Source organism: Arthrobacter sp. B2060 (assembly GCF_059090445.1).
Genome location: NZ_JBNHFR010000008.1, coordinates 55,033 through 68,810 on the forward strand (window position 1 = coordinate 55,033; position 13,778 = coordinate 68,810).

15 protein-coding genes are annotated in these 13,778 nt (G+C 66.4%); 8 read left to right on the forward strand and 7 right to left on the reverse strand.

Annotation, left to right across the window (positions count from 1 at the left end):
• Positions 1-873 (reverse strand): metal ABC transporter substrate-binding protein, encoded by an 873-nt coding sequence (locus AC5RUM_RS14565; protein ID WP_494035590.1) that lies wholly within the window; start codon positions 871-873, stop codon positions 1-3.
• A gap of 356 nt (positions 874-1,229) precedes the next feature.
• Here AC5RUM_RS14565 and AC5RUM_RS14570 point away from each other — a divergent pair, with 356 nt between their 5' ends.
• The 5 genes from AC5RUM_RS14570 (at position 1,230) to AC5RUM_RS14590 (ending at position 5,773) form a co-directional block, all read left to right on the forward strand.
• Complete coding sequence (locus AC5RUM_RS14570) at positions 1,230-1,991, forward strand: CPBP family intramembrane glutamic endopeptidase (RefSeq protein WP_494035591.1); 762 nt, start codon at positions 1,230-1,232, stop codon at positions 1,989-1,991.
• Between the two features lie 140 nt (positions 1,992-2,131).
• On the forward strand, positions 2,132-2,572 hold the full coding sequence (locus tag AC5RUM_RS14575) for a VOC family protein (protein ID WP_494035592.1): 441 nt from the start codon (positions 2,132-2,134) through the stop codon (positions 2,570-2,572).
• Between the two features lie 21 nt (positions 2,573-2,593).
• Positions 2,594-3,547: a 1,4-dihydroxy-2-naphthoyl-CoA synthase gene (locus AC5RUM_RS14580; RefSeq protein WP_494035593.1), complete on the forward strand. Its 954-nt coding sequence runs from the start codon at positions 2,594-2,596 to the stop codon at positions 3,545-3,547.
• Positions 3,548-3,633: 86 nt separating this feature from the next.
• On the forward strand, positions 3,634-4,782 hold the full coding sequence (locus tag AC5RUM_RS14585; RefSeq protein WP_494035594.1) for an AMP-binding protein: 1,149 nt from the start codon (positions 3,634-3,636) through the stop codon (positions 4,780-4,782).
• A gap of 109 nt (positions 4,783-4,891) precedes the next feature.
• Positions 4,892-5,773, forward strand: coding sequence for a 1,4-dihydroxy-2-naphthoate polyprenyltransferase (locus AC5RUM_RS14590; RefSeq protein WP_494035595.1), 882 nt, complete (start codon positions 4,892-4,894; stop codon positions 5,771-5,773).
• 15 nt (positions 5,774-5,788) lie between these two features.
• Here AC5RUM_RS14590 and AC5RUM_RS14595 read toward each other — a convergent pair whose 3' ends face one another.
• Positions 5,789-6,157: a DUF4229 domain-containing protein gene (locus AC5RUM_RS14595; RefSeq protein ID WP_494035596.1), complete on the reverse strand. Its 369-nt coding sequence runs from the start codon at positions 6,155-6,157 to the stop codon at positions 5,789-5,791.
• Between the two features lie 146 nt (positions 6,158-6,303).
• On the opposite strand from AC5RUM_RS14595, the gene AC5RUM_RS14600 reads away from it, so the two are divergent.
• Both AC5RUM_RS14600 and AC5RUM_RS14605 read left to right on the forward strand, forming a co-directional pair.
• Positions 6,304-6,720 (forward strand): PLD nuclease N-terminal domain-containing protein, encoded by a 417-nt coding sequence (locus AC5RUM_RS14600; RefSeq protein ID WP_400579289.1) that lies wholly within the window; start codon positions 6,304-6,306, stop codon positions 6,718-6,720.
• A gap of 211 nt (positions 6,721-6,931) precedes the next feature.
• Positions 6,932-7,885, forward strand: a complete 954-nt coding sequence (locus tag AC5RUM_RS14605) for a hypothetical protein (RefSeq protein WP_494035597.1) — start codon at positions 6,932-6,934, stop codon at positions 7,883-7,885.
• An 88-nt stretch (positions 7,886-7,973) separates the two neighbouring features.
• Here AC5RUM_RS14605 and ccsB read toward each other — a convergent pair whose 3' ends face one another.
• The 5 genes from ccsB to AC5RUM_RS14630 are packed head-to-tail and all read right to left on the reverse strand — an operon-like array spanning position 7,974 to position 12,902.
• On the reverse strand, positions 7,974-9,113 hold the full coding sequence (gene ccsB, locus AC5RUM_RS14610) for a c-type cytochrome biogenesis protein CcsB (RefSeq protein ID WP_494035598.1): 1,140 nt from the start codon (positions 9,111-9,113) through the stop codon (positions 7,974-7,976).
• Complete coding sequence (gene resB / locus AC5RUM_RS14615) at positions 9,113-10,852, reverse strand: cytochrome c biogenesis protein ResB (protein ID WP_494035599.1); 1,740 nt, start codon at positions 10,850-10,852, stop codon at positions 9,113-9,115. The genes ccsB and resB overlap by 1 nt, the downstream gene beginning before the upstream one ends.
• A complete protein-coding gene (locus tag AC5RUM_RS14620; protein WP_494035600.1) occupies positions 10,852-11,607 on the reverse strand; it encodes a cytochrome c biogenesis CcdA family protein in 756 nt (251 codons plus the stop codon). Before AC5RUM_RS14620 ends, resB begins: the two co-directional genes overlap by 1 nt.
• Before the next feature lie 15 nt (positions 11,608-11,622).
• The gene (locus AC5RUM_RS14625) at positions 11,623-12,234 is read right to left on the reverse strand and encodes a TlpA family protein disulfide reductase (RefSeq protein WP_494035601.1); all 612 of its coding nucleotides are present in this window, start codon (positions 12,232-12,234) and stop codon (positions 11,623-11,625) included.
• Positions 12,235-12,236: 2 nt separating this feature from the next.
• Positions 12,237-12,902, reverse strand: coding sequence for a histidine phosphatase family protein (locus tag AC5RUM_RS14630; RefSeq protein WP_494035602.1), 666 nt, complete (start codon positions 12,900-12,902; stop codon positions 12,237-12,239).
• Positions 12,903-13,108: 206 nt separating this feature from the next.
• Here AC5RUM_RS14630 and AC5RUM_RS14635 point away from each other — a divergent pair, with 206 nt between their 5' ends.
• A complete protein-coding gene (locus AC5RUM_RS14635) occupies positions 13,109-13,657 on the forward strand; it encodes a YceI family protein (protein ID WP_400579303.1) in 549 nt (182 codons plus the stop codon).
• Positions 13,658-13,778 lie beyond the last annotated feature (121 nt).

The following is a 13,778-nucleotide window of genomic DNA, read 5'->3' on the forward strand; positions in this document are numbered from 1 at the left end:
TCATGACGAGCCCCCATTCAGTGCGGCAGTGATGACCTTGGAGTCGTGCCTGATGAGATCCAGGTAAGTGGGAACGGGGCCGTCGGCTTCGGAGAGCGAGTCCACGTAGAGCACGCCGCCGAACCTAGCGCCGGTGGCTTCCACCACCTGCTGCATCGGAGCGTCCGACACCGTCGATTCGCAGAAGACGGCCGGCACCTTGTTCTTCCGTACGAAGCCGATGGCCTCGGTGATCTGCTGCGGCGTGGCCTGCTGTTCGGCGTTGACCGCCCAGATGTATACCTCTTGGAGGCCGGCATCGCGGGCGAGGTAGGAGAAGGCGCCCTCGCACGTCACGAGCGCCCGCTGGTTCTTGGGGACGGCGGCCAGCTTGGCCTTCATCTCGTCCTGCACAGCCTGCAGCTTTGCCTTGTACTCCTTGCCGTTGGCCTCGAACACGGCAGCGTTGCCCGGGTCCAGCTCGGAGAAGGCCTTGACCATGTTGTCAACGTAGATCTGGACGTTGAGCGGCGACATCCATGCATGGGGGTTCGGCTTGCCCTGGTACGCGTCCTCCCTGATGGACATGGGGTCCACGCCCTCGCTCACCACCGCGTGGGGCACGTCGATGCCCTCCACGAACTGCGCGAACCAGGCTTCCAGGTTCAGTCCGTTGTCCAGGATGAGGTCGGCCTGCGATGCCTTGCGGATGTCCCCCGGCGTCGGCTCGTAGCCATGGATCTCCGCCCCGGCCTTGGTGATGGACTCCACCCGGAGCTTGTCACCGGCAACGTTCTTTGCCACATCAGCCAGCACCGTAAACGTGGTCAGCACCACCGGCCGGCCGTCGTCGCCATTGCCGGCGGCATTGCCGCCGCACGCGGTAAGTGACACGGCAAGAAGCACGACGGCGGCTGCGGACTTCAGAAGGCCGGCCCGCTTTACGCGGGAATTTGCGGAGCTGGTGCGCTGAGTTGGACGGGAAACAGACGTGCCGGATCCCGGGCGTGTGGAAGCGCTCCGGAGGGCAACGGTTCGGCGGACTACTTTGGCGCACCGAAACAGAAAGTTAGGCATACCGAATATTCTAACGGGAGCGTCTTGGCCACTGCAACGCGGGGGCAGGGGGCCGGGCGCCGGTGCCGTAGGGCGGGTGCGAAGGGGCTGGGCGAAGGGGCTGGGAGAAGGCGTGCACGCCGTTCGGGCCGACGACGGGTCCGAAGCGCGGGCCGCGGGACTAGGCTGGAGGCATGGTGACAACCCGACGCACCCTTCCCGCTCCGCGCCCGGAACTTTACCGGTTTTCGCCGCTCGACTACACCACCGTGGGGCTCTATGTGGCCATTGCCGTCTTCTTCGCAGTAGCCGGGGAATTGCTCCTGCCGCTGCTCCGGCTGCTCGCCCCGACGCCCGCCGTCGCCTCGTACGCGGTGAACCTTGTGTTCTATGGCTGCGTCGGCATCCTGGCGCTCCTCGCCGCCCGGCAGGTCGTGGCGCGCGACCTCAAGGTGCTGGCCACCAGGCCGTGGTTTACGGCCGCGATGGTGCCGCTGGCTGTCATCGCCATGATGATTTTCACCGCAATTCTCGTGGTTCTTGGCGGGACCACGGAGACGTCCGTGAACCAGGCCGGGCTCCAGGAGCTCATGCAGCAGGTTCCGGCATGGCTCATGGTGCCGCTTATCGTCGTCGTGGGCCCGTTTGTGGAGGAGTACATCTTCCGGCACCTGCTCATCGGCAAGCTCAGCCGCCGCGTCAACATCTGGATCTGCTGCGCCCTGTCCGTCGTGCTGTTCGCCGCCCTCCACATCGTGGGTCAGGAGGCACTCACGCTGACGGCCCTGATGCCGTATCTGGCCATGGGCGCGACGCTCGTGTTCGTCTATGTGTGGACAGGCCGGAACCTGATGTTCTCCTACTTTGTCCACGCCGCCAAGAACCTGCTGGCCGCCATCTTCCTGTACAGCATCCCGCCGGAACTGCTTGACCAGATGCAGCAGCTGCAGGGCTAGCCTCCTGCCGGGCCGGCCGTCGAGATGGCAGTTGGCGGCACTGTTGCCCGGCAGCACTGCCGCGAAGTGCCAACTCGCTCCCGTAGCAAGCGCACATTGCCCCCTATCGGACGGTCCGGCCGCCGTCGTAGTTTTGTCCCATGGGACTCAACATTCAGATCGCCGTCGACTGCAAAAATCCGCATGACCTCGCCGACTGGTGGGCTGAGACGCTTGAGTGGGCGGTGGAGCCGCAGGACGAGGGCTTCATCCGCTCAATGATCGAGCAGGGCTTCGCCACCGACCCCGACACCGTCACCCACAACGGCAGGCTGGTCTGGAAGGACGGGGCGGCGATCCGGCCCGTCGAGGAACTCGAGGCCAAGGCGCCCGAGCGGCGCATCCTCTTCCAGACCGTTCCGGAACAGAAGACGCTCAAGAACCGCATTCATTGGGATGTGAGGATCGGGGACCGGGACAAGGACGAGGTCCGCCGGGAGCTTGAGGCCCGTGGCGCCACCTTCCTGTGGACCGCCAGCCAGGGGCCGCATTCGTGGCACACCATGGCGGACCCCGAGGGCAACGAGTTCTGCATCAGCTGACACGATTACTAGACTTGGACGGTGAGCAACGAAATCCCCGCCAAGGTATCCGATGTGTTCGACCCGTCGCGCTGGCGCACCGTGTCAGGTTTCGACGACTTCCAGGACATGACGTACCACCGGCAGGTGGAGCGGGATGCATCCGGCGGCGTGGTGCGGGATCTGCCCACCGTGCGCATCGCCTTCAACCGCCCCGAGGTCCGCAACGCGTTCCGCCCGGCCACGGTTGACGAGCTCTACCGCGCCATGGACCACGCCCGGATGACCCCGGACGTGGCTACTGTACTGCTCACGGGCAACGGCCCCTCCTCCAGGGACGGCGGGCACTCGTTCTGCTCCGGCGGGGACCAGCGGATCCGGGGCAGGGACGGGTACCGCTATGCGGCTGGCGACACCAAGGAAACCATCGACCCGGCCCGCGCCGGGCGCCTCCACATCCTGGAAGTCCAGCGGCTGATGCGGACCATGCCCAAGGTGGTCATCGCCGTCGTCAACGGTTGGGCAGCCGGCGGGGGCCACTCACTGCATGTGGTCGCGGACCTCACCATCGCCTCGCGCCAGTTCGGCAAGTTCAAACAGACCGATGCCACGGTGGGCAGTTTCGACGCCGGCTACGGCTCCGCGCTGCTGGCCCGCCAGATCGGGCAGAAGGCAGCCCGCGAGATCTTCTTCCTGGCCCGGGAGTACTCCGCCGACGACATGGTCCGGATGGGGGCCGTGAACGAGGCAGTGGACCACGAAAGGCTCGAGGACGTGGCGCTCGAATACGCCGCGGACATCGCCAGGCAGTCGCCGCAGGCCATCCGCATGCTCAAGTTCGCATTCAACCTTGCCGACGACGGCCTGGCCGGCCAGCAGGTCTTCGCGGGTGAAGCCACCCGCCTGGCCTACATGACCGACGAAGCGGTGGAAGGCAAAGAGGCGTTCCTCGAGAAACGGGATCCGGAGTGGTCCAGGTTCCCGTACTACTTCTGAGCCGGCAGGACTGCTGAGCCCGGCTCGGCACGACGTTAAGGCAGCCCCATGACCCCAGCCCCACACACTTCACCAAGGCGGACCCCGTGAACATCGAACCAGCCCTGAAGGCTCTTGCTGCCGCCCTCCACGGTGAGGGCCCCGCCGTCGAGCTTTCCGTGGGACCCGATGGCGATCCGATGGTGTCCCTGGTGGAGAACACCGGCGTGGAGGGCGCAGCCGTGGTGGTCCGCACCTCCGGTTCCACGGGCACCCCCAAAGCCACGGTCCTGACGGTGGACGCCCTCGCGGCCTCGTCGATGGCCACGGCTTTCGCGCTCAAGGGCGAAGGCCAATGGCTGCTGGCCCTACCCGTGCAGTACGTCGCGGGCGTGCAGGTGCTGGTGCGTTCGCTGTTCGCCGGGACCAGGCCGTGGGCCATGGACCTGTCCAACGGGTTCACCGTGGACGGCTTCACGGCCGCGGCACAGGAACTGACGGACAACATCCGCTTCACGTCCCTGGTGCCCACGCAGTTGCAGCGGCTGCTGGCCAATCCGACGGCGGCCACCCTCGCAGTCCTGCGCCGCTTCAACGGCATCCTGCTCGGCGGCGGTCCGGCTCCGGCGGCCCTCCTGGACGCGGCCCGCGACGCCGGCATCAGGGTGATCACCACCTACGGCGCCGCGGAAACCTGCGGCGGCTGCGTGTATGACGGCTTTCCGCTCGAAGGTGCCGCGGTCCGGCTGGCGGAAGACGGGCGCATCCACCTCGGCGGGGCCACCCTGGCGGCCGGCTACCTCAATGCCCCCGGGCTGACGGCGGAGGCCTTCACCGACGAGGAGGGCGTCCGCTGGTACCGGACCAACGATCTCGGAACGCTGGACGCCGACGGCCGGCTCACGGTTCTGGGCCGCGCCGACGACGTCATCATTACCGGAGGCATCAAGGTCTCCGCCGCCCACGTGCAGGAAGAGCTGGAGAAGTTCGACGGCGTGAAGGCGGCCTTCGTGGCCGGGGTCCAGTCCGCGAAATGGGGGCAGGCCGTGGCCGCCTATGTTGCGGTGTCCGGTTCTTCGTCCGGGGCCGCGGATGGCGCTTACGGCGCCGCGTTGGCTGAGGAATGGCACCGGACGCTGGGCCTGCTGGCCCCCAAGACCGTCCTACCTGCCCGCGACCTGATCATGCTGCCCAACGGCAAACCCGACAGGCTCGCCATGATTGAACGGCTGCACGCCCTGCATCAGGGAAAATAGACTTGTTCCGCTCCGCGGCGGGCTCATGCGCGCCGCGGCGGTTTCCGCACGACTCCTGCCGCGCAACCTGCGAGGCAACGTTCCACCCAACCAACACGAGGTACTCACCGTGGCCACAGCCGCACAATGGATCCAAGGCGCCCGGCTCCGCACCCTGCCCGCAGCGATCGCCCCTGTCCTGATCGGCACGGCGGCGGCGTTTGAGATGGGCGCCTTCCGCCCGCTCAATGCCATTCTGGCGGCCCTCGTGGCGCTGCTGCTGCAGGTCGGTGTCAACTATGCCAACGACTACTCTGACGGGATCCGCGGCACGGATGAAAACCGTGTGGGACCGCTGCGGCTGGTCGGATCAGGCGCGGCACCCCCGGAGCACGTCAAGTACGCTGCCTTCGGGGCCTTCGGCGTGGCCATGCTGTTTGGCCTGGTCCTGATCATCCTCACCCAGACATGGTGGCTGCTGCTCGTCGGCGTCGGCTGTGTGATGGCGGCCTGGGGCTACACCGGGGGCAAGAACCCGTACGGCTACATGGGCCTGGGCGACGTCTTCGTGTTCGTCTTCTTCGGACTCGTGGCAACCCTCGGCACTACGTACACCCAGGCCGGGCAGCTGAGCCTCCCCGCCGTCATCGGCGCCATCGGCACCGGCCTCATTGCCTGCGCCCTGCTGATGGCCAACAATGTCCGCGACATCCCGTCAGACATCCAGGCCGGAAAACGCACCCTGGCCGTGCGGCTGGGCGACAAGCATGCCCGCGAAAGCTACGTGCTGATGCTCGCCGTCGCCATCCTGCTCGTGGTGATTCTGGCGCCCACGCGGCCCTGGATGCTCATTGTCCTGCTGCTCATCCCGGCCAGCCTCATGCCCGCCTGGCTGATGATCAATGGCCGGAAGCGCAAGGCCCTCATACCGGTCCTGAAGCAGACCGGCCTCATCAACCTGGGCTACGCTGCGCTGTTCTCGCTGGGGCTGATCCTGAGCCACGGGACGTAGGCAGCCCGGCGGGTACTACGCTTCCTGGTTCCTGGCGTTGCCGTTCCGGGGGTTGCCGTTCCGGGTTTCGCTGTTGGGGGCGTCGCTCTTGGGGATCTCGTTTCGGACGGCGACGTCCGGGTGGGCGTCGGTCAGGCGGTCCTCGGCCTCCGCGTCGGCTACTTCACCGGCGGTGCGCAGGGGCTTGGCCCGGCCGGAGAACCGCGCATGCAGTGAGGCCGTCGCCGCATCCCGCTGCTTCTGGAAGAAAAGGTAGCTGATGGCAAAGGAAATGAGTCCGGCACAGATCACGGCCAGGAGCCAGCCCAACTGCAGGAACACGAAGAGTGCAAACAGCGGCACAAAGAGGGCAAGACGGATCAGGGAGTATTTCACAAAAGCCACTATCCAAGTTTAGCCGCCAACCCTGAACGAAGCCTGCGCCCCTCCGCACGCCCCAAAACCCCCGTGTCCGATGGCCGGAAATCTCTGGCACTGGCCGTGCACATACTGTAATCTCCGCCGGGGCATGTGACAGCTAGACTGAATGCATGCTCCGTGTTGCCATTGCAGTCGCCGTTCTTGCCATTTACGTCTACGGACTGGTGGACGTGATCCGGACTGATGCGAGCCTTACCCGAGGGTTCTCCAAAACAACATGGATCCTCATCGTTGTCCTTCTTCCCATCGTCGGCGCAGCCCTGTGGTTCCTGATCGGGCGCCCGCGCTATGAGGCGCCGATCCGGCGGGCCTACGCCCATCCCACGGCCCCTGACGACGATCCCGATTTCCTCCGCAACCTGGAACAGCGCCGCCGCAAGCAGGCCGAAGCGGAGCGGCTGCGCAAGCTGAAGGACGACCTCGAAGCCAAGAAGGCCAAGAACGACGACGGGTCCCGCGGCACCGGTGAGTCCGGGGCGTCTGGTGCCGGAGATGCCAGCGCCGAGGGAAACCCCGAAGCCAAGTAGCACCCCGAAGCCAGGTAGAACAGGGGCGCTTCCACTGCCCTGCCACGTTTTGACTCCTGCCCGGAGCACGTGCCCGTTTGCCAGAAAGGGCCGCTTAGCACGCTGCTGAGCGGCCCTTTCTGGCAAACGGCGTCGGAGCACCCTTCCTCCACACCGCACCTGTTCTGTGGATAACGCCTTACCGGTCTCCCCGGGGTACGAGAATGCAGTCATGCCCCGCCCCGCGCCGCTCCCCCAAGCCCTGTCCGGCCAGCCGTTCACCGTGAAACAGGCACAGGCCGCCGGCCTGACACGCCGGCGCTCCCGGGCCCAGGACCTGGCCAGCCCGTGCCACGGCGTCCGGGTTCCGGCTGCGACCGACATGACGCTGAGGGTCCGGGCCCGGGCGCTCGCTTTGGCCACGGGCGCCGTCGCCAGCCATCTCACGGCCGCGGTGCTGTGGGGCTTTCCATTGCCACGTGGCCTCATCTCCCCCGCTCACAGCAAGCCTGCCATCCATCTGTCGTGCCAGCCCGGAACCCGGGCCGTGAGGCGCAAGGACGTGGTGGGGCACCAATCCGTCCTTGCGCCCGATGAAATTACGGCAGGCCGGCAAATAGCCTGCACGTCTCCGCTGCGCACCTGGTTCGACCTTGCCGGCGTCCTGAGCCTGGATGAACTGGTCATTGCCGGCGATTTCCTGTTCTGGCGCAGAGGAGCCCTGTCCACTCCGGCTGTGCTGGACGCGTATCTCGCCACGAAGGCGGGCCGGCCGGGATACCAGAAGGCGACGCAGGCCAGGGCACTGATGCGTACGGACACGGATTCGCCCAAGGAGACCGAGCTCCGCCTCCTGCTGGTGCGCTCCGGCCTGCCCGAGCCTGCCATCAACGTGCCCATGCTCGATGAAACCGGCGGGTGGATTCAGGATCCGGACATGTCCTACGAGGAATTCAGGATCGCCATTCAGTACGACGGAGGCCACCACGCAACTCCCGCACAGCGGCGCAGCGACATCTTCCGGGACGAGAATGCCCGCGGACTCGGCTGGCTCGTCGTCGTCCTGACCCAGTGGGATCTGGACCCGTTCTCCCCAGGGATGGAGCCCAACGCTGTGACCCGGGTGCGGGCGGCGCTGACGGAACGGGGGTGGAAGCCCGGCAGGACCAAGCCGCCCCCACGGTAGTCCCGCCCGTTTGCCGGAAAGGGCCGCCCAGCAGCAAGCTGAGCGGCCCTTTATGGCAAACGGCGAACGCGGGCGAAGGCGGGCGGCCCTACAGCCCCGAGTAGGAGTGCAGGCCGTTGAAGAACTGGTTCACGATGGTGAAGTTGAAAACCACGCACAGGTAGCCCACGATCGACAGCCAGGCCGCGCGGGTACCGGTCCAGCCGCGGGTGGCGCGGGCGTGCAGGTAGCCGGCGTAGACCACCCAGATCACGAAGGTCCACACTTCCTTGGTGTCCCAGCCCCAGAAGCGCCCCCAGGCCTTCTCAGCCCAGATGGCCCCGAACATGAGCGTGAAGGTCCACCCGATGAAGGCGATCGCGTTGATGCGGTAGGAGAGGTTCTCCAGGCTCAGCGCGGACGGCACCAGGCGCATGAAGCCCAGCTTGTCCGCCCCGCCTGCCGCGATGGTCCTTTGCCGGTGTGACTGCACGAGCTGCAGCGCGGACATCGCGAACGTCAGGGTGAACAGCGCCGAGGAAAGCACGGCAATCGAGACGTGGATGATCAGCCAGTAACTCTGCAGTGCCGGCACGAGGTGACCCACGGGGGTCCAGTAGGCCACGGAGGCAGCAACCAGCATGATGATCACCAGGCCCACCACAAAGGTGCCCAGGAACCGCAGGTCGCGCCGGATCAGCACGACGAGGAACACAGCCACGGCCACGAACGCGCCGGTGGTCAGGAACTCATACATGTTGCCCCACGGCACGCGCCCGGAGCCGATGGCACGGGTCACCACGCCCGCTGCGTGAATGGCGGCGCCCAGGATGGTCAGGGCGACAGCCACACGTGCGGGGGCACGGCGCTCGCCGCCGTAGCTCATGCTGGCATCCGCAGTCTGCCCTGCCGCGCCGCCGGCGGCCTGCGCCTTGGCGGAAACGGACGACGACGGCCGCTCGGCACGCCCGGCCGGTCCGGCAAGGTGCCCCTCGGTACGGCCGGCATCGACGGTTCCGGAGGCGCCGCCCGCGCCCGCGGCGCCTGCTGCCACCGGAACCTTCGCGCCGGCGTCGGACGAGGTCTCAGGGGACGCCGCGGCGGCCGCCTTCAGATCGACGGCACGGAGGGCCCTGCTGCTCTTAGCCAGGTCCCACGCGAAGGCGATGAACGCCACCGTGTAGGTGCCAGCCGCGAGGAGCATGAACAACTCGCTGTACTGGCCCATGGTTTCGTTGATAGGGAACATTACCGGTCCTTCTTCGGCTCAGCCGAGCCTGCTGGCGAGGAATTGGAGGATGGTGTGCCGGGCCCGTCCGGGTCGAGGCCCCACTCGCGCTGCAGCAGCCCGCGGATCGCCGCGGCCTCGCCGGCCAACCGGTGGTCCTCGCCGCGGGCCAGCAGGCCGTATTCCACCATGGTGCGCCCGTCCTCGTGCCTGCCCGTCCGCACCCAGACGCGGCGCCGGTTGACGTAGAGGGAGATCACCAGGCCGGCCACTGCAAGCAGCGCGAAAATCAGCGCCGACAGCTGGCCCGGATTGTGGTGGATATCGACGCCGACGTAGCGCTTCACGCCGTCGAAGCTGATGGAGCCCTTGCCGTCCGGCAGGGTGTACGTGCTGCCCGGGGCGAGTGTGATGCCCTTGGTCGCCAGGTTGCGGGCATTCAGTGGCGTCAGGTCCTTGACGTCGAGTTCAAACACGTTCTGCGGGGCGCCCTTGTCGAGGCCGAGGTCGCCGTAGTACGAGTTCAGGCTCAGCTGCGGGTTTATCAGTTCCGGATCGCCGCTGAAGGAAATACCCTCATCGGTGACGAAGGCCGTGGGCAGGAAGAACCCGGCGAAGCCCAGCTGGTCCGGCTTCGCGTCCGGAACCTTGATCACGACGGAGGAGTAGTAGTTGTCGCCCTGCAGTTTGGCGACAACCGGCCCCTGCATGGCGACATTGCCCTTGCCGTCGCGCACTGTGACCACAGGGGCGTAGCCGTTGCCCGTCAGGTAAATGCTGGTGCCGCCAAGCGTCACCGGTTCGTTGACCTTGAGGACTTCTTTCTTGGCCGGTGCCCCGGGGTTTTCCTTCGTGGTGACGTCTGCCGTGAAGTCGATGGGCTGGCCGAACTTGCCCTGGGACTCGCGGTCGAACTTGATCTGGAATTTGTCGAGCTGGATGGAGTACGGCTGGAGCTGGCTGCTCTGGAAGTTGGTCCCCGGGGTGAACTGGTCGTAGCCCACGAGGGTGTTGACGAAGGTGTCGCCCTCCACGAGGATCCGCTGGCCGCTGTAGCCGAACAGTCCGCCGACCGCCACGGAGACCAGCACGCCGATCAGTGAGGTGTGGAAGACAAGGTTTCCCACTTCCTTCAGGAAGCCGCGCTCCGCCCCCAACGACGGCCGCTCGCCGTCGTGCCTTACCGCAACGCGGTATCCGCGTTTCTTGAGCAGCGCCGCTGCTTTTTCAACAGCGTCCGACGCCGGGATGCCGGCTTCCGCGGGCACCACCAGTGTGCCGTACTCCGGCAGGCGGGACAGCCGCTTCGGGGTCCGCGGCGGCTCCGAGCGCATGGCCCGGTAGTGGGCTATGGCGCGCGGCACCACGCAGCCGATCAGCGAGATGAAGAGCAGGATGTAAATGGCCGAGAACCAGGCCGAGGAGTACACGTCGTACAGCTGCAGCGAATCGAGGATCTTGCCGTAGTCCGGGTTGTCCTTGATGTACTGCGTGACCACCGACGGGTTGGCCGGACGCTGCGGGAACAGCGAGCCAGGCACCGCAGCCACGGCCAGCAGCAGCAGCAGGAACAGCGCCGTTCGCATGCTGGTCAGCTGCGTCCAGGCCCAGCGGAGCATGCCGCCGGCGCCCAGGGCAGGCAGCGCCGCGTTGGCTTTGGCCTCCCCCAGGGCGTCCTTCGGGGCGGCAACCTTGGGTGCGTGATCCTTGGGGGATTCCTCGGCCGGACGGTTCTTGGTGGACTTCACACGCTCGCTCATCAGATCGGCAACTTAACGTCGGTTTGGAACCAGTACTGCAATTGGGTGACCCAGGCGCCCCACAGTCCTGTGGCCATCAGGATCCCCAGGACGATCAGGACTCCCCCGCCGGTCCGCTGGATGGCGAGCCGGTGCTTGCGGAAGAAGGACATCACGCCGGCGCCGCGGCGCACTGCCAGCGCTATCAGCAGGAACGGAATGCCCAGGCCGAGGCTGTAAACAAACGCCAGGAAGGCCCCCTTCGCCGCGGACGAACCGCCGGAGAGGCTCAGCAGCTGGACGGCGGAGTAGGTGGGGCCGATGCACGGCGCCCAGCCGAGGCCGAACGTGATCCCCAGCAGCGGGGCGCCCCACAGTCCTGCGGGCGGTTTCGCATGGATTTTGGCGTCGCGCTGGAGCCAGCTGAATCCGCCCATGAAGACTACGCCCATGATGATCACCAGGATTCCGAGCAGCTGGGTGATCCAGGCGTTCTGGCCGGCGGCGAGCAGGGTGCCCAGCTGGCCGAACGCACCGCCGAGCAGCACGAAGATCACCGAGAACCCGAGCACGAAGAGGCCGATGCCGGCCAGCATGCGCCCGCGCTTCTGTTTCTGGAGGTCCACGCCGGTCAGTCCCGTGACGTAGCCCAGATATCCGGGCACCAGCGGCAGGACGCAGGGCGAGAGGAAGGACACCAGTCCGGCCAGGAGCGCCACTGGGATGGCAAGGAGCAGCGAGCCGTTCAGGATGGCTTCGGCGAAGGGGCTGTTCACGGTACGGTCCGCCCGCTACTCTGCCACGGCGGAATCGATGAGGGCCTTGAGGGTGCCCTTCTGGATCTCCCCCAGCACTCGCGATGCCACACGGCCCTGCTTGTCCAGGACGAGTGTTGTGGGGACGGCCCCCGGCGGCACCAGGCCAGACACGGACAGCAGCACGCCGCCGTCCTTGTCGTTGAAGCTCGGGTAGGTGAGGCCGAACGTCTTGTCGAAGGCTTCCGCGGTGGCTTTCTCATCCCGCAGGTTCACGCCGAGGAACTGCACGCCCTTGGGCTTGAACTCCTGGTGGAGTGCTTCAAGCAACGGGGCTTCCACCCGGCACGGCGCGCACGCGGCGAACCAGAAGTTCAGGACAGTCACCTTGCCCAGGAAGTCCTTGGGCGTGACCGCGGTGCCGTTGAAGAGCGTTCCCTGGATATCGACGGGCGCCTTGCGGTCCGCCGCCGCGAATTCCGTCACCGAGCCGTCCCCGGCGACGTAGTTCTTGTTGTCGCCCGCCTTCGCCTGTTTGGCCAACGCATCTTCCTGCGCGCAGCCGGACAGACCCAGCGTGAGCGCAGTCAACGCCAGGCCTCCGGCAGCGAGGACGCCGCGGCGGGAGCTTACAGGGGGGTTGGTCATGGTTAGGCTCCGGGGGTGCTGGAGGCACCGGGAAGAAGGGCAGCGGCCGGCTCGGTGTACACAACGCGCACGAGGGTGCCGTCGTCGTCGAACACGAGGGACGTCAGGGAGGTAAGGGTGCACTCGCGCTTGCGGGGATCGTGCCACAGCGGCTTTCCCTCTGCGCTGAGGCGCGTGGCCCAGATGGGAAGCTGGTGGCTGACCATGATGGCTTCGGCGCCGTCGCCGCCGAGTTCAATCGCCTTGGCGCGGGCATCCTGGACGGCCGCCTGCACGCGGGCTGCCTGATCCTTGTACGGCTCGCCCCACGAGGGCCGCATCGGGTTCACGAGCTTCGGCCAATGCTTGGGCTTCCTCAGCTCGGCCTTGGTGACCCTCAGCCCTTCAAAATGGTTCTCTGCCTCGATGATGCGCTTGTCCGTATGGATCTCCAGCCCCAGCGCCTGGGACGTGGGAACTGCGGTCTCCTGGGCGCGGGTCAGCGGGGAGGCCACGAGGTAGACGATCTTTGCGCCCTGGGCGGCGCGGTCGCGGAAGTGTTCCGCCAGCGTCTGCGCCATCTGCTGGCCAAGCTCGGAAAGGTGAAATTCCGGCAGTCTGCCGTACAGGACGCCCGCAGGATTGTGGACTTCGCCGTGGCGGAGCAAATGAACAGTGGCTTGGGGCATGTCTACCAGTTTCTCAAAGGGCAGGGGTAATGACGAAATCTTCTACATCTAGTAGAACTCAAGAAAATTACGAAATGTTCCCGGGGGCTGGAATAAAAGATGCATTTGCATGTTTATACTGGATGCAGCAGTTAGTTGAGACTTCAACCAATGAAGCTTCAACCCCACGATTCATCCGACGCACCACCGAACCAAGGAGAACCATCATGGCACTTCCCGCTAACGTCACCACCGGCACCTGGACCCTGGACACCTCGCACAGCGAAATCGGATTCACCGTCCGCCACGCGGGCATCAGCAAGGTCCGCGGCCAGTTCAAGGAAGCCACCGCAACCCTGGACCTGGCCGAGAACGTGGCCGACTCCAAGGTCAGCGCCACCATCCAGACCGCCAGCTTCGACTCGGGCGACGTCAACCGCGACGGCCACGTCCGCGGCGAAGACTTCTTCGACGTCGAGAAGTTCCCGGAGATCTCCTTCGTTTCCAACGGCCTCGTGGCCAAGGGCGACAGCTACGAGCTCCAGGGCGACCTCACCATCAAGGGCGTGACCCGTCCGGTGGCCCTCGAGACCGAGCTCAACGGCGTGGCCGTGGACCCGTTCGGCAACACCCGCGCCGGCGTTTCCGCTGAAACCACCATCAGCCGCAAGGACTTCGGCCTGACCTGGAACGCTGTCCTGGAAGCCGGCGGCGTGCTGGTCAGCGACAAGGTTGCCATCAACCTCGAACTGGCCTTCATCGCCCCTGCCGCGTAACCGCACACCAGGGCCCGCATGACGGGCCGTGCACCGCAAACGCCCCGCCCATGGTCCGGCTCAAGCCGGCTCCACGGAGCGGGGCTTTTGCGTCGCCTGCAGCTACTGCCGACCGTGGCCG